Origin of the sequence: Zhihengliuella sp. ISTPL4, from assembly GCF_002848265.1 — a bacterium.
Classification (GTDB): domain Bacteria; phylum Actinomycetota; class Actinomycetes; order Actinomycetales; family Microbacteriaceae; genus Microbacterium.
The window spans coordinates 1,758,607-1,776,497 of the sequence record NZ_CP025422.1; the positions used below are offsets into that span (position 1 = coordinate 1,758,607).

Below are 17,891 nucleotides of genomic sequence, written 5' to 3' on the forward strand. Positions count from 1 at the left end.
CCCCGCCGCACACAGAAGGGAAGCCGCATGTCGCTCTCGCTCGACGGCCTCGTGTCGGGGCTCAAGACCACCGAGGTCATCAAGGCGCTCATGGACGTGCACGCCATCCCCCGCACGCTGCTCAAGGCCAAGATCGACGACAAGAACGTCGTCATGACGCAGCTGCGGACCCTCAACACGGCCGTGCAGAACCTCGCCGCCGCCGCCGAGAAGGCCGCAGCGCCCGGCGGTCTGGACCGCTTCACCGGCACCTCGTCGTCGGAGTCGGTGAAGGTCGCCGTGCGCACCGGTGCCGCCCCCGTGTCGACCGACGTTGTCGTCGACCGCGTCGCTCAGGCGCACACCGTCGTCTCCGCCGCCGCGTCCCGCTGGCCCGCGGACCCGCCCGTGCTGACGCTCGAGGACGCCACGGGGAAGCGCGTGCAGGTGCAGGCCGACTCGACGTCCATGCAGGACATCGCCCAGGCCATCAACGACGCCGACACCGGCGTCCTCGCCACCGCCGTCCCCGCCGGCAAGGATGCCGACGGCACCCCCGTCTACCGCCTGCAACTCCGGGCCGAAGAGCCCGGCGAGGCGGGACGCTTCCGCGTCTATGCCGGCGACCTCGCCGCCGTGACCGCCGGCACCGCCACGGACGTGTCCGCGGAGCCCGGGGCCGCCGTGATCGCCACGGGCACCGATGCGCAGCTGCGCCTCTGGGCCGGCACCGCCGCCGAACAGGTCATCACGTCGTCCGGCAACACCTTCACGGATCTCTTCGAGGGCGTCGACGTCACGGTCTCCACCGTCTCGACGACTCCCGTCACGGTCACGGTGGCCGTCGACAGCGAGGCCAGGACCAAGGCCTCCGGCGAGTTCATCGCCCTCGTCACCGACATCTTCACCCGCATCGACAACGGCTCGAAGGCCACGGTCGCCGCGGGACAGGGCGAGAAGACGACGCTCGGCGTCTTCACCGGCGACAGCACCATCCGCGGCCTGCGGGCCGCCCTCGCCGACGCCGTCCAGCACCCGGTGGACGGGGTCTCACCCTCCACGATCGGCATCTCGACCGACATGTACGGCAAGCTCACCTTCGACGAGGAGAAGTTCTCCGAGGCGCTGGCGAAGGACCCCGCGGCCGTCGGCGCCCTCTTCTCCGCGGTCGCGGCTCGCGTGGAGCAGACGGCCACGTCGTACTCGGACAAGTACGACGGGCTGCTCACCTCGCGGATCACCGGCCAGGAGAGCGAGGTCAAGAGCCTCGGCGAGCAGATGGATCGCTGGGACGTGCGGCTCGCGCAGCGCAAGGCCTCGCTGGAGCGCACCTATGCCCGCCTCGAGGTGATGCTGTCGCAGATGCAGTCGCAATCCTCGTACCTGGCCTCGCAGATCAACGCTTTGCCGAGCAGTCGTTCCGGGTCGGACTCGTGAGCATGAACGCCGCCCTGCGCGCCCAGCAGCGATACCGCGAGGACGCCATCCTTTCCGCCCCTCCGGAGCGCCTGGTCACGATGCTCTACGACCGGCTCCTGCTCGACATCGAGCGCGCCGAGACGGCGCAGCGGGCGGCCGACTGGGCGGAGGCCAACACCCAGCTCCAGCACGCGCAGGCGATCGTGGCCGAGCTGTCATCGTCCCTCAGCGACGAATGGGGCGGCAGCGCCGGGCTGCGCTCGCTGTACGTCTTCCTGTCCCAGACGCTGATCGGCGCCAACATCGGCCGCGACCCGGAGCGCACGCAGGCCTGCCGCGAGCTCGTCGTGCCGCTGCGCGACGCCTGGCATGCCGCCGCCCTGGCCATCGCGGAGGGCCGCGCGTGACGGACGAGGACTGGGCCGCGCTGCTCGACCGGCTCGAAGCCGACGCCGACCGCATCCTCGCCGCGCCGGCCGGAGCGGTCGAGGTGCACGACATCATTCCGTGGGCACCGCCATCCTCCCCGCTCCCCCCGCACCTGGCCGACCGCGCCCGCGCGGTGATCGCCCGGCAGCACGCCGCCATGGAGCGCGGCCGGGCCGAGCTCGAAGGGCTGCGGCAGCACCTAGGTGCCGTCCGGCGGGTGCCGGCGCCCCGCTCTCCGGACGCGCCCGCCTACCTCGACGTGGACGGGTGAGCGACCCTCCTAACGAAACCGCACGGACGGCCGACAGTCTCCCGAGAGCACGGATGGCTCGCAAGACTCGGCCAGGGAACGGCCACTTCGCCCACACACGGGGAGCCGGTTCGTGTTCGACTCTGTGACCATCACCGCACTGACGAGTGCGTTGAACGGCCTCTCGCTGCGCCAGCGAGCCATCGCCGACAACATCGCCAACATCAACACCCCCGACTACCACGCCAAGCGCGTGCAGTTCGAGGCCGCGCTCGCCGACTCGATCGCCGCCGGCGACGGGGACGTGTCCGCCACGGTCGGGACATCGCTCGAGCCGACGCGCCTGAACGGCAACAACGTGAACCTCGACACCGAGACCCTGTCCAGCATCGACACGATGCTGCGCTACCAGTTCGCGACGCAGGCCGTGAACGGGTCGTTCTCCTCGATGCGCACCGCGATGAGGACGTCATGACCTTCGACGCCATCGGGATCGCCGGCACGGGGCTGACCGTGCACCGGAAGTGGCTCGACGCCATCAGCGACAACATCGCCAACATCAACACGGCGACGTCGACCGACGGCGCGGCCTTCCGGGCGCGGTACATCCTCGCCCAGACCAGCGACCAGTCCCCCGGCGTCTACGTGGCCGGGACCGTCCAGGGCGACGCGGAGGGCCGGCTCGTGCACCAGCCCGACCACCCGCTCGCCGACGCCGACGGCTACGTGCGCTACCCCGACATCGACCTGGGAGACCAGATGAGCCAGCTGATCCTCGCGCAGCGCGGATACCAGGCGAGCGCGGCGATCGTGGACCGCGCCCGCAACTCCTACGAGGCGGCGCTGCAGATCGGACGGAACGCGTGAGCGCCGTCGCCGGCATCGAGGCCGTCGCCTCGTCCCTCGGCATGACCACCTCGCCCGTGACGGGTGCGAAGACCGGCGACGACACCGCCTTCGCCGACAGCGTCACCGGAGCGATCGACGAACTGCGCTCGCTGCAGTCGGAGTCCGACACGCTGAAGGTCGCGGCCGTGACCGGCGACCTCGACGACATCCATGCCGCGATGATCGCCTCCTCGCGCGCCGCCGTCACCCTCGAACTCGTCGCCGCCGTCCGCAACAAGGGCGTCGACGCGTTCAACGAGATCATGCGGATGCAGGCCTGATGCCCCCGGCAGTGACCGGAGCGTTCCAGCGGATGCGGCGGGTGATCGCCGGATTCTCGCTCGCGCAGCGGACCATCGCGATCATCGGTGTCGCCGTGCTCGCGCTCGGCATCATCGCCCTGTCCAGCTGGCTCACCCGCCCCACCTACACGCCGCTGTTCTCGGGGCTGAACGCCTCGGACGCGAACGCCGTCGTGGAGCAGCTCCGCTCGGCCTCCGTGCCCTACGAGCTCGCCGACGGCGGCGCCACCGTGCTCGTCCCCGAGAAGGACGTCTACGACCAGCGACTCGCCGCCGCGTCCGCCGGTCTGCCGAGCGCCGGATCGGCCGGGTACTCGCTGCTCGACGACATGGGCGTCACGACGAGCGAGTTCCAGCAGTCCGTCACCTACAAGCGCGCGATCGAAGGCGAGCTCGCCGCGACGATCTCCGCCATCGACGGCGTCTCCGCCGCCTCCGTCCAGCTCGCGATCCCGGAGGAGAGCGTCTTCGTATCGGAGACCGTCGACGCGACCGCCTCCGTCTTCGTGGAGACCGCCGGGAGCACGACGCTCGACCAGAAGCAGGTCGAAGCCATCGTGCACCTCACCTCGGCCGCCGTCAGCGGTATGAAGCCGGAGAACGTGGCCGTCGTCGACCAGACCGGGCGCACCCTGTCCACCGTCGGCGGGGGCGCCGCCGGCGGGCTCGACCAGCAGGCGAGCGACTACGAGGCCCGAGTGACCGCGAGCGTGCAGCAGATGCTCGACACGGTGGTCGGTCCCGGCAACGCCACCGTGACCGTCGTGGCCGAGATCGATCGCTCGGTGAACGAGCGCGTCGAGGAGACCTACACCCCGGCCGAGGGCGCTCCCCCGCTCACGGAAGAGGTCCGCGAGCAGAACAGCAACGGTTCGACCTCCGAGGCCGGTGTGCTCGGCCCGGACAACATCGCCGTGCCGAACGGGAACGGCGACGGGACGTACACGAACACCGAGGAGACGCGCACCAACGCCGTCAACAAAGCCACGGAGAGCACGTCCACCCCCGCCGGAACCCTGCTGCGGCAGTCGGTATCGGTCGCCGTGGACGCCGGCGCGGGCGGTGACCTCAGCTCCGCACAGCTCAGCGACCTCGTGGCCACCGCGGCCGGCATCGACCGCACCCGCGGCGACGAACTGGCCGTCGAGCTCGTCGCGTTCAGCCAGACGGACGCCGAGGCCGCGCAGGCCGCACTGCAGGCCGCGAAGGAGGCCGAGGACGCCACCCGCCAGGCCGCGCTCCTCAACACCGTGATCATCGCCGCGGCCATCGCCATCCCGCTCATCGCCGCGATCGCCGCCCTCATCGTGCGGGCACGGCGGAAGGCCGGTGGCGTGGAGGAGTTCGACCAGCTCTTCGGCGACCGCCCGGCCGAGCTGTCCGCCCTGTCCGCGGACGCGCCGACAGCGGTGCTGGAAGCACCCACCACTCCGCTCGCCTTCCTCGAGCCGGTGCCCGACCTCGATCCCGAGCCCGACCCCGAGCCGGCGCAGGTCAGCCTCGAGCGCCGCCGTGCCGAGATCGCCGCGCTCACGCGTCAGGACCCGCAGCGCACGGCGGAGCTGCTGCGGACGCTCATCGACGACAGGTCACGGGCATGAGCGGGCTGACGGACCGGCAGACGGCGGCGATCGTCCTGATGAACCTCGACCGCGCGCAGGCCGTCGAGGTCATGAAGCATCTCTCGGAGGCGGAGGCCGAAGCCGTCGCCGCCGAGATCATCGGGCTGCAGGACCTCGACGCGGAGACCACCGCGCAGGCGCTCGGCCAGTTCCATCGCATCGCCGCCGGGCACCTGCCACCGGCCCGTGGGGGTCGGGACATCGCCGCCGGACTGCTGGAAGCGTCCTTCGGCTCCGAGCGAGCTGCCGCTGTGCTCGGCAGGGTCGGTTCCACGTCGATGAGTGCGTCCTTCGACTTCCTCGCCTCCGCCGACGCCGCGCATCTCGCCACCCTCCTCGACGGCGAGCTGCCGCAGACCGTCGCGCTCGTGCTCGCGCACCTTCCCGCCGATCAGGCCGCCGCCGTCCTGGCCGCCTTGCCCGACCCTGCCAGGACCGACGTCGCCCAGGCCATCGCCACGATGGGCACGGCTTCGCAAGAAGCCATCGCGATCGTCGCCGAGGCGCTCAAGGCGCGCACGGGAAGCCTCGCTTCGCGCGACAGCCCCGAGGTGCTCGGTGGCGTCGAACCGCTCGTGGAGATCATCGGCCGCTCCGGTGCGACGATCGAGAAGGCGCTGCTGTCCAGCATCGAGGACCGCGACAGCGCTCTCGCCGAGGACATCCGGTCGCGCATGTTCACGTTCGCGGACATCGTCAAGCTCGACGACCGCGACACGCAGCGTGTCCTGCGGGGCATGGACATCCGATCGCTGGCGCTGGCCCTCAAGGGCGCGCAGCAGCCGATCGTCGACCTCATCCGCCGCAACGTGTCCGAGCGCAACCGCGAGAACCTCGACGAGGAGGCTCGGACGCTGGGTCCAGTGCGCGTCTCCCAGGTCGAGGAGGCGCGGGCCGAGATCGTCCGCACGATCCGGGCGCTGGAAGCCGCGGGGGACATCACCGTGCAGCGCGCCGACGAGGACGAATATGTCTACTGACGCCTTCGCCCCCACCGCTTTCCCCCGCCTCGGCGGCGACGACCACCGGGCCGAGCAGGAACGCGCCCGCCGCCGCGGGTACGCGGAGGGTCACGCCGCGGGCTTCCGGGCGGGGACGGCCGATGCCGACGCTGCCCGTCGTGCCGCCGAGGCCGAGGACGCGAAGCGGGAGCGCGCCCGCGCCGAGGAGGTCGCCGCGGCGGTCGCGGCCCTGCACGCCGCTGCGCGGTCGCTGACCGCCCGAGAGGCGGAGCTGGAAGCCGCGGCGACGACGCAGGTGCTCTCCCATGCGATCGACCTCGCGGAGCTCATCCTCGCCGCGGAGTTGAGCGAGGCGGGGACGGCGGCGGCCGCCGCGGCTCGCCGCGCCCTGAGCGCGACCACCGCGGACGCCGTGCGCAGCCTGCGGGTGCACCCGGATGACCTCCGCGTCCTCGCCGCGGAGACCGCGGACCGTCCCGCAGAGCTCGACCTGGTGGCCGACGGGACCCTCGCCCGCGGCGACGCCGTGGCCGTGCTCGCGCACGGCGTCATCGACGCCAGGGTCGCGGCGGCCTTCGACCGCGCACGCCGCGCACTCGCGGAGGGCACGTCGTGAGCGCCTGGACAGCTGTCCTCGAAGCGGCACGCCCGGAACGCGTCGGCGAGGTCGCGCAGGTGCGGGGCCTCAGCGTGCAGGTCCGCGGGCTCCCCGGCGCCGTGGGCGACGTCGTGAGCCTCGACGGCGTCCACGCCGAGGTCGTCGCGACCGGAGAGGACGGGCTGCGCTGCATGCCCCTCGCCCCGGTCGCCGGACTCACCGTCGGTGCCCCGGTGCACGGCCGGGGCGGTCCGGTGCGCGTACCCACCGGTCCAGCGCTGCTCGGCCGGGTGCTGGACGGGCTCGGGCGACCGATCGACGGCAAAGGCCCGCTCGCAGCACCGCACGTGAGCCTGGACCACGCGACCCCCTCCATCATGGAACGAGACCGGATCGCCACGCCGCTGCCCCTCGGCGTGAGGGCCCTCGACACCCTCGTCAGCGTCGGCCGTGGGCAGCGCGTCGGCCTCTTCGCGGGCTCGGGGGTGGGCAAGTCGTCCCTGCTGTCGATGATCGCCCGCGGCACTGAGGCCGAGGTCACCGTCATCGCCCTCGTCGGCGAGCGCGGTCGCGAGGTGCGTGAGTTCATCGAGGACGACCTCGGCCCGGAGGGACTCGCCCGGTCCGTCGTCATCGTCTCCACCTCGGACCAGCCGGCCATGGCCCGCATCCGTGCCGCCTTCACCGCCACCCGGATCGCCGAGGCCTTCCGCGACGACGGCACGCACGCGATCCTGATGATGGACTCGCTGACCCGGGTCGCCATGGCCCAGCGCGAGATCGGGCTCTCGGCGGGCGAGCCGCCGGCGACCCGCGGCTATCCGCCCTCCACGTTCTCGCTCCTCGCCGGGCTTCTGGAGCGCGCCGGCACCGACCGCGGCGGTTCCATCACCGGCATCTACACCGTGCTCGTCGACGGCGACGACCACAACGAGCCCATCGCCGACACGGTCCGCTCCATCCTCGACGGCCATGTCGTGCTGGACCGCGCCCTCGCGCTCGCGGGGCATCATCCGGCGATCGACGTCCTCGGGTCGGTGTCCCGCGTGGCCGGCAAGATCACGAGTCCGGAGCGCCGCGCCCACGCGGCCACCCTCCGCGCCGTCCTCGCAGCGCGCCGCCGAGCGAACGACCTCATCGACATCGGTGCCTATCACGCCGGGGCGGACGCCCGCATCGACGCGGCGATCGCGCACGAGCGCGCCATCTCGGCCTTCCTCACGCAGCCCCTCGACGACACGAGCCCGATCGAGGACTCCTGGGCGCACCTGGAGAACCTCGTCTCCTCCTTCGAGGGGGTGTCATGAGCAGGGGCTTCTCCCTCGCCGGTCTCCTGCGCGTGCGGGAGATCCAGGAGCGTGCCGCCGCGCAGCGCCTGTCCCGGGCCGTGATCGACGCCCAGCACACCGAGGCCAGGGACCGCGCGCTCCGAGCACACCTCGCTGCCACGGACGCCGAGGCGGTGGATGTCCGCGCCCTCGCGGCGCTCGCCGCGGCCCGGGTCTCCGGGCGTGCCCTGCTCGCCGACCTCACCGCGCTGTCGGGCCTCCAGGCGGAGAAGGTGGCGGAGGCGCGGACCGCGCACGCCGACGCCCGGCGCACGCTGCGCGGTCTCGAACGGCTCGCGGACAAGCACACGGACGCCGTGCGGACCGCCGAGCTACAGGCGGAGCAGGCGGAGCTGGACGAGATCGCCGTCCGGTCGCGGACGGAGGGATCGGCATGACCGCCCTCGATCTCCTCATCGCTCTGGACGCACGTACCGTGCGTCCCTCCGCCCCGGCCACCCGCACCGGCTCGCCCGGTGCGGCCGCGTTCGCCGCGGCCGTCCGAGATGCGGCTCGAGAGACAGCGCCCAGCGGTTCCGGTGCGGCCGAAGGCACCGCTGCCGAGTCCGCGGCCGACGAGGATCCCGCGGTCACCGTCCCGACCGAGGGCGCCGCCGCCCTGCTGCCGATCCCCGTGTCGTCGACGCCCTCTGGGGTGAATGCACCGCCGGCGATCCTCCCCGCCGAACCGGACGCGGAGGGGCTGCCGACCTCGCCGCCCGCGACGACCGAGACCACTCCGCCGGTCGTGCGACAGCCCCTTTCGTCTGTGCCAGGTCACGACACGCTCCCCCCGACCGTTCAGGGCCCGACGGAGACCACGACGACTCCGGCTTCCCGGGTTGCCGAAACCTCGAAGCCCGCGGCGTCGCCATCCGACGCCGAGAAGGCCCTGTCGGCACCGGCCTTCCCGATGTCGGCGCCGTCGTCCGCACCGTCTCCGGATCCGACGACCCCCGGCGCCGGTGTCGGGAGCGGGAGCGCCACCGGCACGGACGGCTCGCTGCCCGCAGGTTCTGCGGCGGCACCGGCGCGCCCGTCGATCGTGCCCTCGCCCTCCGCCGCGGAGGCGACGACCGCCGACGCGGTCCGGGTACCGAGGACACCCTCGATCCCCGCGTCGGTCGCGACGCCGGCCGCGGCACCGCCGAGCGTCGACCCCGTGGCGGCGGGGGCCGCTGCCGCCCCGAGCCCGGTCGCGGCCACCGCACCCGCCCCCGCGGTCCCGCCGGCCGCGGCGCCCGCGCCCGTCCGCCCGGCGCTCCTCCCGCAGGTCACCGCTCCCGTGTTGTCCCTCGCCCAGGCCGCAGACGGCGACCACCGGATCACCCTCACCGTCTCGCCGGAGAACCTGGGCCCTGTGACGGTGCGGGCGCACATCGCCGGATCCGCGATCCGCATCGAACTGCAGGCGCCGGGAGAGCTCGGGCGCGACGCGCTCCGCGCCATCCTCGTCGACCTCCGCCGCGATCTCGCGATCGCCGCCCCGCAGGCCACCCTCAGTCTCGCGACGTCCGACGGCTCGTCCTCGTCGCCTCAGCACGGGACGGCGCAGGGCGGTCAGACCGGCAGCAGCGGCCCCGATGGTCAGCGGCAACAGGCCGCCCCGCGTGTGCCCTTCACCCCGCCGACGCCCGCTGAGCCCCCGTCTCCGCCCGCACCGCCCGTCGCCCCGCCCGGCGGCATCGACGTCTACGCCTGACCAGAGAGGACTCCATGACCACGGTCGACTCCATCACCGGCACCCTGCCCCCGGGAGCCACGCCGACGTCCGGCGTGCAGACCGGCAGCACGACACCGGCGGCCGAGCGCAAGAAGACGCTCGACTCCGAGGTGTTCCTCAAGCTCCTCGTGACGCAGCTCACCAACCAGGATCCGAGCTCGCCGATGAACACGAACGAGATGATCTCGCAGACCACGCAGCTCGCCTCCATGGAACAGCTGACGGCGCTCGCCTCGACGAGCACCGAGAGCTTCGCCCTGAGCATGCGGCAGACCGCCGCCGCCCTGCTCGGGCAGGAAGCGCAGTACGTCGACGCCGACGGCGTCACGCAGAAGGGCATCGTCACCGCCGTCTCCTATGCGGGGGCCATCCCCACCGTGACCATCGGCGAGAAGTCGATCTCCCTCGACGCCGTCTCCGGCGTCTCCCTCGTCCCCGGCACCGCTGCCTGACCCCGCTCCCCAGAAAGGCACCACCATGCTCCGCTCGCTCTTCTCCGGTATCTCCGGACTCCGCTCGCACCAGACCATGCTCGACGTCACGGGCAACAACATCGCCAACGTCAACACGACGGGCTTCAAGGCGTCGTCCGTGCAGTTCCAGGACTCCCTCTCACAGCTGCTGCGCAACTCGATGCTGCCGCAGCAGGCAACCGGCGGGCAGAACCCCGCCCAGGTCGGGCTGGGCGTCCAGGTCGCCGGTATCAGCACCAACTTCGCCGGTGGCGCCCCGCAGCCGACCGGCGTGCCCACCGACCTGATGATCTCGGGCGACGGATTCTTCGTCGTGCGCTCCGGCGGCGAGACGCTGTACACCCGCAATGGCGGGTTCACGTTCGACGCGAGCGGCCGTCTCGTCGGCGCCGGGGGCGCGCTCGTCCAGGGATGGACGGCGCGCAACGGCGCGATCGTCCCCGGGCAGGGCATCGGCGACATCACCCTGCCGGTCGGCGCCCTCAGCCCGGCCGCCGCCACCACCACCGCACGCGCCACCGGCAACCTGCCGTCGGGCGCCGCGGTCGGCGAGACGCTCGTGCGCGACATCAAGACCTACGCAGCGGACGGCTCCGCATCCACCCTGCGGCTCACCTTCACGCGCAGCGCGACCGGCTGGAACGTCACGGACGGCGCGGGCGCGAGCACCGCACTGACCTTCACCGACGGCGTGCAGAACGGCGCCGGGAGCATCGTGTCCGGCGGGGTCACCGTCGACCTGTCCGGCGTGACCGGATTCGCCGACGTCAGCGACATCGCCATCAAGGAGCAGAACGGCAAGCCGGCCGGCACGCTGAGCTCCTACGCCCTGACGAACGACGGCAGCCTCGTCGGCACGTTCAGCAACGGTGACACCCAGGTGCTGGCCCGCATCGCGCTGGCCGGATTCGTGAACCCCGGCGGCCTGGAGAAGGTGGGCTCCTCGCAGTTCCGTCCGAGCGGCAACTCCGGTCAGGCCGAGCTCGGACAGCCCGGCACCGGCGGTCTCGGTGGCATCATCAGCGGCGCGCTCGAGATGTCGAACGTCGACCTGTCGCAGGAGTTCACGAACCTCATCGTCGCGCAGCGGGGTTTCCAGGCGAACGCCCGCATCATCACCACGAGCGACGAGGTGCTGCAGGAGCTCACGAACCTCAAGCGCTGACCCCGTCCCCGAGACCCCGTCTTGTCGCCGAGGCCCCGCCGTATCCACGTGGATACGGCGGGGCCTCGGGGACAGGACGGGGTCTCGCGGGTTTGCGGGGTCAGACGTAGATGCCCCGCTGCTCCATGAAGAGCACGGGATTGGTGTAGCCGCCGTTGATGTAGACCTCGAAGTGCAGGTGGCAGCCGAACGAGCGTCCCGTGTCGCCGGCATACGCGATGACCTGACCCGACTGCACCCACTGCCCGCTGCGGACGATGATGCCGCCGGGCTTGATGTGCGCGTACCCCGTGCTGACGCCGCCGCCGTGCTGGATGCGCACGTAGTTGCCGTAGTTCCCGTTCGGGCCGGCGTAGTCCACCGTGCCCGAGTTCGCGGCATAGATCGCGGCGCCGCAACCGTTGGCGAGGTCGGCCCCGTAGTGGAAGCTCGACGAGCAGCCCCGCGGACCGCAGATGGGCGTGCGCGGACCGTAGCTCGAGCTCCGTGCCCCTCCATGCGGGCGCACCCAGCCGCCGTTGCCCGGCGTGCCGCCACCGCCACCACCGCCGCCACCGCCACCACTCGTCCCGCCAGCGGCGGCCGCCGCGGCTGCCGCTGCTGCCGCCGCCGCGGCCTCGCGCTTGCGGCGGGCTTCCTCCTCCCGTCGACGCGCCTCGACGCCCGCCTGGTACCCCGCGACCGTCTTGGTCGTGGTGTCCTTGAGCGCCGCCAGCTGCGCCTTGAGGGTCTCGAGGTTGGCGGCCTGCTCGTCGAGCGCTGCCTGCGCGGCGTCCGCCGCCTGCTGCGCCGCGACCATCTTCTGCTCCGCCACCTGCTGCAGGCGGTCGCGCTCGTCCCTGGCGACCTGGGCCTGGGCACTCAGCGCCTGCGCCGTGTTGCGCGCCGAGACGGCGTTGTCGTAGGTCGTCTGGTTGTACTCGAGGAACTTGTTCATCGTGCCCAGGCGCGACAGCAGCTCGTCGGCGTTGGCACCCGATCCCGCGAAGAACAGCTCCAGCGCGGTGTCGTCGCCGCCGCTGCGATAGAGCTGGGCCGCGACCTGGCCGGCCTTCTTCGCCGTCTCGTCCGCCAGCGCCGACTGCTCGTCGGCCTGAGCCTGCAGCGTGTCGGCCTCGGTGATCGCCGCGAAGTAGGCCTGCTGCGCCTCGAAGAACTCATCCGACGCGACCTGCGCGGCGGCCTGCGTTTCCGCGACCTTGCGCTCCAGCGACTGGATCAACCCCTGGATCCGGGTGACCTCACCGGCCTTGGCCGCCTCGTTGCTCTTCGCGCGCTGCACGTCGTCCCAGCTCGGGTACGACGCGGCATGTGCAGCCGTGACCCCCGACCCGACGCCGAAGGCTGCGAGCGCGACCACGCCCAGCGCGCCGATCCCGAAGGCGCTGCGGCGACTGATCGGCTGGCCCCACAGGGCGCCGCGCTCGGCCGCCGTCGGCGCGCATCCGCACTCCTCGGCCGCCGTCGCTGCGGCCTTCTCCACGTTCCGATCCCGCACAAGGCTCCCTTCGCCCGCTGCTCATCGTCCCCCGCTCCTCCTCCCTATCGGCGACGACGCGCCCTCCGTGAGAAAGATCGCACCCGCCCCGCCCCGCCGCTAACGACGCGCAGAGCCCGGCCGACAGTCCCCTTCGACGGCCCAGGACGGGCCGTCGGTTCCCCGCTTCCGAGCGGGGCGAGCTTTCCAGGATGGAGCCCATGATCGTCCTCACGCGCCTGAACCGTTCCCGGTTCGCGGTGAACCCCGACCTGATCGAACGTGTCCAGGCCACGCCGGACACGACGATCATGATGGTCGACGGCGCGACCTTCGTCGTCACGGAGACGATGGACGACGTGATCGCCCGCATCACCCGCTTCCGCGCCGGCGTGCTCGCGACCGCTGCCGCGCTGGTCGCCTCCGATGCTGAGGACCCGCATGCCGGCACTCCCGTCACGGGAGGGGACGCCTGATGGACCCGTCGCTCATCCTCGGGCTCGTCCTCGCGTTCGGCGCCCTCATCGCCATGATCAACCTGGAGGGCGCGACGATCGGGTCGCTTCTCCTCCCCGCGCCGATGGTGCTCGTCTTCGGCGCCACGATCGCGGTCGGGCTCGCCAGCGGGACGCTGCGCGACGCTCTGCATGCCGTGAAGTCCCTCCCCCGTGCCTTCCGCGGCGAGCGGCGCACCGCGCAGAGCACGATCGACACCGTGGTCGGCTACGCCGAGAAAGCCCGTTCCGAAGGATTGCTCGCCCTGGAGCAGGGGCTGGACGAGGAGAAGGATCCGTTCCTGCGGCAGGCCCTGCAGAGCATCGCCGACGGCACCGACGCGGAGGACCTGCGCGTCCTCCTCGAGGACGAGCTGACGTCCACCGCCGCACGCAACCGCACCGCTTCGCGCTTCTACATGACCCTCGGCGGGTTCGCGCCCACCGTCGGCATCATCGGTACGGTCGTCTCCCTCACCCACGTGCTGGAGAAGCTTGACAAGCCGGACACCCTCGGACCCATGATCGCCGCCGCCTTCGTGGCGACGCTGTGGGGCCTGCTGTCGGCGAACTTCATCTGGCTGCCGATCGGCGGCCGCCTGCAGCGTCTCGGCGAGCTGGAGCTCGAGCGCATGACCGTCCTCATGGAGGGCATGCTCGCGGTCCAGGCCGGCGCCGCCCCCGCGCACGTCCGCGAGCGGCTGAGCGCGCTCGTCTCCGACCGTTCCCCCGGCCGCTCCCGCCGCCGCGAGCAGCCGGCGGAGGCGGAGGAGCACGAGGATCTCTTCTCATGAGCGTGCGCACCCGACGCCGCGTCCAGGAGTCCGAGCACAGCGGGCCGGATGAGCGCTGGATGGCGTCCTACCTCGACATGGTGACGGTGCTGATGTGCATGTTCATCGTGCTGTTCGCGATGTCGACCGTCGATCAGGAGAAGTTCGAAGCCCTCAGCGCCTCCCTCGCCACGGGTTTCGGCCAGGAGCCCTCGGACGACGTCGACGTGACGAGCGGCGTCGTCGTCCCCCCAGAGCTCGTGGACGACGAGGGCGAGGACTTCGCCGACACCGGACTCGAGGCCGCGCAGCGCGAATTCGATGAGCTGTCCGCCCTGCGTGAGCGCCTGCGGCAGGTGCTCGCCGAGCGGGGGCTCGAGACCGACGTCACCTTCACGATCGACGAGCGCGGGCTGACCATCGGGCTCGTGAGCGCGGAGACCTTCTTCACCACCAACAGCACGGATCTCAGTCCCGCCGCGACGCAGGTGCTGGACGCCCTCGGGTCCGTTCTCCTCACCGCCCCCAATGAGATCTCGGTGGAGGGACATGCCGACGCCCGCGGCGCCGTCGCGCCGTTCCCGACCAACTGGGAACTCTCCGCGGGACGCTCCACCCAGGTCCTGCGCTACCTCGTGGAGGCGGCCGGCCTGCCACCCGCGCACCTCAAGTCCGTGGGCTTCGGCGACACCCGCCCCGTCGCCGCCGGAGGCACCCCGGAGCAGCTCGCGGAGAATCGCCGCGTCGACATCGTGATCCTCTCCGACGCCAGCGAGGAGGTGCGAGCGCTGATCCCTGCCGCGGGTGCCGCGCAGACCTCCCCCTGATCCGCCCTAACGCACGCCGATCACCGCCCGATAGTCGGGTTCGTGGTGATGGATGACGGCGTGCGCTCGCGAGTGCGCGCGGAAACGGCGACCGCCGACGTCGAGGTCTACGACTTCGGGCGGGCGGCGACGCTGTCGCGCGAACACGCCCGCACCCTGGAGCTCGCGTTCGAGACGTTCGCCCGTCAGTGGTCGGCCCAGCTCTCGGGCAAGATCCACGTGCGCGCGACCATCGCCGTCGAGCACGTGGGCATGCTCACCTACGGCGAATACGCGCAGTCGCTGCCCACGACCACGACCATGATCGTGTGTGCGCTGCCGGACTCCGACGAGCGCATGATCGTGCAGGTGCCGATTCCGACCGCGACGTCCTGGATCGTGCAGATGGTCGGCGGCAGGGTCATCGCCACCGCCGAGGACCGCACGTTCACGCCGATCGAGCAGGCCCTCATCCGCTCACTCATCGACGACGCGATCGATCATCTCACCGGCAGCCTCGACGGCTTGCTGCCCACCGGGATCGGCGTCGCCGGCATCCAGTACAGCTCTCAGTTCGCGCAGGTCGCCGCCGCCGCAGAGCCGGTGATCGTGGCGCGTCTGTCGATGCGCCACGGCGGCAGGACCGTCCCCGCCAGCATCATGCTCCCCGCCTCGGTGCTCGCCGGCTTCGCGGTACGCGCCTCCGACGCCGACCGCTCCGAGACCCCCGGCCTCGTGCGCCGGCAGGTGGAGGCGACTCCGGTCGAGATGGCGCTCCGACTGGCACCGCGGACGGTGCTGCCTCGCGACGTGCTCGACCTCGCCGTGGGCGACCTGCTCCCCCTGCCGCACGCCGCCGACCGCCCGATGCTCCTCACCGTCGGCGACCAGACCGTCGCGACCGCAGCCGTCGGCAGCGCCGGCGCCCGCCTCGCCTGCGTCGTGACCGCCACCATCCCCGCTACCGCCCCCGCTCAGGAGTCCGCGTGATCAGCACCACCGCCTACGAGTCCGCCGTCGCCGCCGCGTTCGCGGCGCGACTGCCCACCGCCGCACCGGTCACCGCCCGCGCCTCTCAGGTGTCCGGCGACACCGGAGAGGCCGTCGTGGCGCAGTTCGTCGGAGAGGCGAGCGCCCAGCTCGCCGTCCAGCTCCTCGACGCCGACGTGCTCGTCGACGGTCTCGGAGACCGCCCGCTCACCGACCGGCTGCTGGATGCGCTCGAGGCCGCGGCGACCGCCCTCGGCCCCGGACTGCTCGGCGAGGCCGCCGTCGGCGACGCGTCGGCTGTGTTCGCCGACCCGCAGACCCAGCTCTTCGACCTCGTTGACCACACCGAGCGGACCATCGGCCGACTCGCGGTGCGGATCACGCATCGCCCGGCACGTCCGACCGGAGCCGACGGCCGTCTGCATCGCATCGCGGGCGTCGAGATGGAGCTCACGGTGGAGATCGGCCGCACTCGCATGGCGGTCCGCGACGTGCTCGACCTCGAACCCGGTCGCATCGTGGAACTCGACCGCTCTGCGGGGGCCCCCGCGGACGTCAAGCTCAACGGCCGCACGATCGCGCACGGCGAGGTCGTCGTCGTCGACCAGGACTACGCGGTGCGGATCACCCGCATCCTCGAGAACGTCGAGGCCTGACCCTGGACGACCTCCTGCTCGCGCTGCGGGTCGGGCTGTCGCTCGCCGCGGTGCTCGGGCTGCTCTGGTTCCTGCAGCGCCGGGTCTCGAAGACCCAGGCGCGACGGCGTGACGCCGAGGCCATCACGGTGCTCGGACGTCAAGGCATCGGTCCGAAGGCGCAGCTCGTGGTCGTGCAGACCGACGACGCCCGTTACGTCCTCGGGGTCACCGAGCACGGCGTGAGTGTGGTGGACCGCCTTCCGGTCCGGCCGGCGGTCGATGAGCAGGACCACACAGGGGATACGGCCGCAGCGACGACCGACGACGCCGAGTTCGACCGCATCCTCGCCGCCGCCGCCCTCACGAGCACCCCCGCCGTGTCCGCCGCCCCTCCGGAGCTCCGTCGCCGCGTGCGGCACCGCAACGACCCGCTCCGCGGTTCCATCCTCTCCCCCGACACCTGGCGGCAGACCGCCGAGGCGCTCCGGCGCGCACGATGACCGCGACCCGTGCCGTCGATCGCGGTCGCGCCTCGCGGCTGCTCGTCCTCGTCGCGGTCGCGATCCTCCTCGCCGTCGTCCTCGTCGCCCTCACCGGCACCGCCGCGCACGCGGAGCTCACCCCGGACGACGGCGAGGGCGTGACGATCGACATCAACGGCATCGACGGCGGCCCGTCCGGATCGATCCTCACCCTCCTGGGGATCACGCTGCTGTCGGTGGCCCCCGCGCTGTTGCTGATGATGACGTCGTTCACGAAGATCTTCGTGGTGCTCGCGATGACCCGGAACGCCCTGTCGCTGCCGACGATCCCGCCGAATCAGGTGCTCGCCGGACTGTCGCTCTTCCTGTCGTTGTTCATCATGTGGCCGGTCCTGACCGAGATCAACACGCTCGCGGTGCAGCCGTACATCGACGGCGCGCTCACGTTCACGCAGGCCGTGGACGTCGGGCAGGGCCCGCTGCGGGAGTGGATGCTGCACTACACGCGCGAGGAGGACCTCGCACTGATGACCCGGATGGCCGGACAGGACAACCCCGAGGACGCCGCGAGCGTCCCGATGTACACGCTCATCCCCGCGTTCATGATCTCGGAGCTGCGGGCCGCCTTCATCATCGGCTTCGTGATCTTCGTGCCGTTCCTCGTGATCGATCTCGTGGTCGCCGCGGCACTGATGTCGATGGGCATGATGATGCTCCCTCCGGTCATGATCTCGCTGCCGTTCAAGATCCTGCTGTTCATCCTCGTCGACGGGTGGGGGCTCATCATCAAAGCCCTCTTGGAGAGCTACGGAGGTGTGGGATGAGCCCGGAAGCCGTCCTCGACATCGGCGCCCAGGGCCTCCTGATCGCCGCGAAGCTCGCCGCGCCGATGCTCGTCACGGCGCTCGTGGTGGGCTTCGCGATCTCGCTGCTGCAGTCCATCACCCAGGTGCAGGAGGTGACGCTGTCGTTCGTGCCGAAGATCGTCGCGGTCGGCATCGCCCTGCTCATCGCCGGGAACTGGATGATCGCCGAGATCATCGCCTTCACGAACGAGATGTTCGCCCGCATCCCCTCCCTGCTGAGCGGATGA

23 protein-coding genes are annotated in these 17,891 nt (G+C 71.8%); 22 read left to right on the forward strand and 1 reads right to left on the reverse strand.

Annotation, left to right across the window (positions count from 1 at the left end):
• Nucleotides 1-27: 27 nt before the first annotated feature.
• The 14 genes from fliD (at nucleotide 28) to CYL12_RS08455 (ending at nucleotide 11,138) form a co-directional block, all read left to right on the forward strand.
• Nucleotides 28-1,416: a flagellar filament capping protein FliD gene (gene fliD / locus CYL12_RS08390; protein ID WP_101847202.1), complete on the forward strand. Its 1,389-nt coding sequence runs from the start codon at nucleotides 28-30 to the stop codon at nucleotides 1,414-1,416.
• 2 nt (nucleotides 1,417-1,418) lie between these two features.
• Entirely contained in the window at nucleotides 1,419-1,805 is a 387-nt protein-coding gene (gene fliS, locus CYL12_RS08395) for a flagellar export chaperone FliS (RefSeq protein WP_101847203.1), read from the forward strand.
• On the forward strand, nucleotides 1,802-2,098 hold the full coding sequence (locus CYL12_RS08400; RefSeq protein ID WP_101847204.1) for a hypothetical protein: 297 nt from the start codon (nucleotides 1,802-1,804) through the stop codon (nucleotides 2,096-2,098). Before fliS ends, CYL12_RS08400 begins: the two co-directional genes overlap by 4 nt.
• A gap of 112 nt (nucleotides 2,099-2,210) precedes the next feature.
• Nucleotides 2,211-2,552: a flagellar basal body rod protein FlgB gene (gene flgB, locus CYL12_RS08405; RefSeq protein ID WP_025104347.1), complete on the forward strand. Its 342-nt coding sequence runs from the start codon at nucleotides 2,211-2,213 to the stop codon at nucleotides 2,550-2,552.
• Nucleotides 2,549-2,944, forward strand: coding sequence for a flagellar basal body rod protein FlgC (locus tag CYL12_RS08410; RefSeq protein WP_101847205.1), 396 nt, complete (start codon nucleotides 2,549-2,551; stop codon nucleotides 2,942-2,944). The genes flgB and CYL12_RS08410 overlap by 4 nt, the downstream gene beginning before the upstream one ends.
• Before the next feature lie 41 nt (nucleotides 2,945-2,985).
• A complete protein-coding gene (gene fliE, locus CYL12_RS08415; RefSeq protein WP_101848733.1) occupies nucleotides 2,986-3,246 on the forward strand; it encodes a flagellar hook-basal body complex protein FliE in 261 nt (86 codons plus the stop codon).
• Nucleotides 3,246-4,868, forward strand: a complete 1,623-nt coding sequence (gene fliF / locus CYL12_RS08420; RefSeq protein ID WP_101847206.1) for a flagellar basal-body MS-ring/collar protein FliF — start codon at nucleotides 3,246-3,248, stop codon at nucleotides 4,866-4,868. The genes fliE and fliF overlap by 1 nt, the downstream gene beginning before the upstream one ends.
• Nucleotides 4,865-5,869: a flagellar motor switch protein FliG gene (fliG, locus tag CYL12_RS08425; protein ID WP_101847207.1), complete on the forward strand. Its 1,005-nt coding sequence runs from the start codon at nucleotides 4,865-4,867 to the stop codon at nucleotides 5,867-5,869. The genes fliF and fliG overlap by 4 nt, the downstream gene beginning before the upstream one ends.
• The gene (locus CYL12_RS08430) at nucleotides 5,859-6,467 is read left to right on the forward strand and encodes a FliH/SctL family protein (protein ID WP_101847208.1); all 609 of its coding nucleotides are present in this window, start codon (nucleotides 5,859-5,861) and stop codon (nucleotides 6,465-6,467) included. The genes fliG and CYL12_RS08430 overlap by 11 nt, the downstream gene beginning before the upstream one ends.
• Nucleotides 6,464-7,756, forward strand: a complete 1,293-nt coding sequence (locus CYL12_RS08435; RefSeq protein WP_101847209.1) for a FliI/YscN family ATPase — start codon at nucleotides 6,464-6,466, stop codon at nucleotides 7,754-7,756. Before CYL12_RS08430 ends, CYL12_RS08435 begins: the two co-directional genes overlap by 4 nt.
• On the forward strand, nucleotides 7,753-8,175 hold the full coding sequence (locus CYL12_RS08440) for a flagellar export protein FliJ (RefSeq protein WP_101847210.1): 423 nt from the start codon (nucleotides 7,753-7,755) through the stop codon (nucleotides 8,173-8,175). Before CYL12_RS08435 ends, CYL12_RS08440 begins: the two co-directional genes overlap by 4 nt.
• On the forward strand, nucleotides 8,172-9,479 hold the full coding sequence (locus CYL12_RS08445; protein ID WP_101847211.1) for a flagellar hook-length control protein FliK: 1,308 nt from the start codon (nucleotides 8,172-8,174) through the stop codon (nucleotides 9,477-9,479). Before CYL12_RS08440 ends, CYL12_RS08445 begins: the two co-directional genes overlap by 4 nt.
• Nucleotides 9,480-9,493: 14 nt before the next feature.
• Nucleotides 9,494-9,952 carry a flagellar hook assembly protein FlgD gene (locus tag CYL12_RS08450; RefSeq protein ID WP_101847212.1) on the forward strand — a complete coding sequence of 153 codons (459 nt, stop codon included), beginning with the start codon at nucleotides 9,494-9,496 and terminating at the stop codon, nucleotides 9,950-9,952.
• Nucleotides 9,953-9,977: 25 nt separating this feature from the next.
• Nucleotides 9,978-11,138, forward strand: coding sequence for a flagellar hook protein FlgE (locus CYL12_RS08455; RefSeq protein WP_101847213.1), 1,161 nt, complete (start codon nucleotides 9,978-9,980; stop codon nucleotides 11,136-11,138).
• 100 nt (nucleotides 11,139-11,238) lie between these two features.
• On the opposite strand, the gene CYL12_RS08460 is transcribed toward CYL12_RS08455, so the two are convergent.
• Complete coding sequence (locus CYL12_RS08460; RefSeq protein WP_233486688.1) at nucleotides 11,239-12,621, reverse strand: M23 family metallopeptidase; 1,383 nt, start codon at nucleotides 12,619-12,621, stop codon at nucleotides 11,239-11,241.
• A gap of 215 nt (nucleotides 12,622-12,836) precedes the next feature.
• Here CYL12_RS08460 and CYL12_RS08465 point away from each other — a divergent pair, with 215 nt between their 5' ends.
• Genes CYL12_RS08465 through fliQ form a run of 8 tightly spaced genes read left to right on the forward strand, consistent with a single transcriptional unit; the run spans nucleotide 12,837 to nucleotide 17,891 of the window.
• On the forward strand, nucleotides 12,837-13,091 hold the full coding sequence (locus CYL12_RS08465; RefSeq protein ID WP_101847215.1) for a flagellar FlbD family protein: 255 nt from the start codon (nucleotides 12,837-12,839) through the stop codon (nucleotides 13,089-13,091).
• The gene (locus CYL12_RS08470) at nucleotides 13,091-13,903 is read left to right on the forward strand and encodes a motility protein A (RefSeq protein ID WP_101847216.1); all 813 of its coding nucleotides are present in this window, start codon (nucleotides 13,091-13,093) and stop codon (nucleotides 13,901-13,903) included. Before CYL12_RS08465 ends, CYL12_RS08470 begins: the two co-directional genes overlap by 1 nt.
• Nucleotides 13,900-14,709: an OmpA/MotB family protein gene (locus tag CYL12_RS08475; protein ID WP_101847217.1), complete on the forward strand. Its 810-nt coding sequence runs from the start codon at nucleotides 13,900-13,902 to the stop codon at nucleotides 14,707-14,709. Before CYL12_RS08470 ends, CYL12_RS08475 begins: the two co-directional genes overlap by 4 nt.
• A gap of 48 nt (nucleotides 14,710-14,757) precedes the next feature.
• Nucleotides 14,758-15,678, forward strand: a complete 921-nt coding sequence (locus CYL12_RS08480; RefSeq protein WP_233486889.1) for a flagellar motor switch protein FliM — start codon at nucleotides 14,758-14,760, stop codon at nucleotides 15,676-15,678.
• Nucleotides 15,675-16,334 (forward strand): flagellar motor switch protein FliN, encoded by a 660-nt coding sequence (gene fliN, locus CYL12_RS08485; RefSeq protein WP_060922126.1) that lies wholly within the window; start codon nucleotides 15,675-15,677, stop codon nucleotides 16,332-16,334. Before CYL12_RS08480 ends, fliN begins: the two co-directional genes overlap by 4 nt.
• Before the next feature lie 50 nt (nucleotides 16,335-16,384).
• A complete protein-coding gene (locus CYL12_RS08490) occupies nucleotides 16,385-16,816 on the forward strand; it encodes a FliO/MopB family protein (RefSeq protein WP_233486689.1) in 432 nt (143 codons plus the stop codon).
• The gene (fliP, locus tag CYL12_RS08495; protein ID WP_101847220.1) at nucleotides 16,813-17,622 is read left to right on the forward strand and encodes a flagellar type III secretion system pore protein FliP; all 810 of its coding nucleotides are present in this window, start codon (nucleotides 16,813-16,815) and stop codon (nucleotides 17,620-17,622) included. The genes CYL12_RS08490 and fliP overlap by 4 nt, the downstream gene beginning before the upstream one ends.
• The gene (gene fliQ, locus CYL12_RS08500) at nucleotides 17,619-17,891 is read left to right on the forward strand and encodes a flagellar biosynthesis protein FliQ (RefSeq protein WP_101847221.1); all 273 of its coding nucleotides are present in this window, start codon (nucleotides 17,619-17,621) and stop codon (nucleotides 17,889-17,891) included. Before fliP ends, fliQ begins: the two co-directional genes overlap by 4 nt.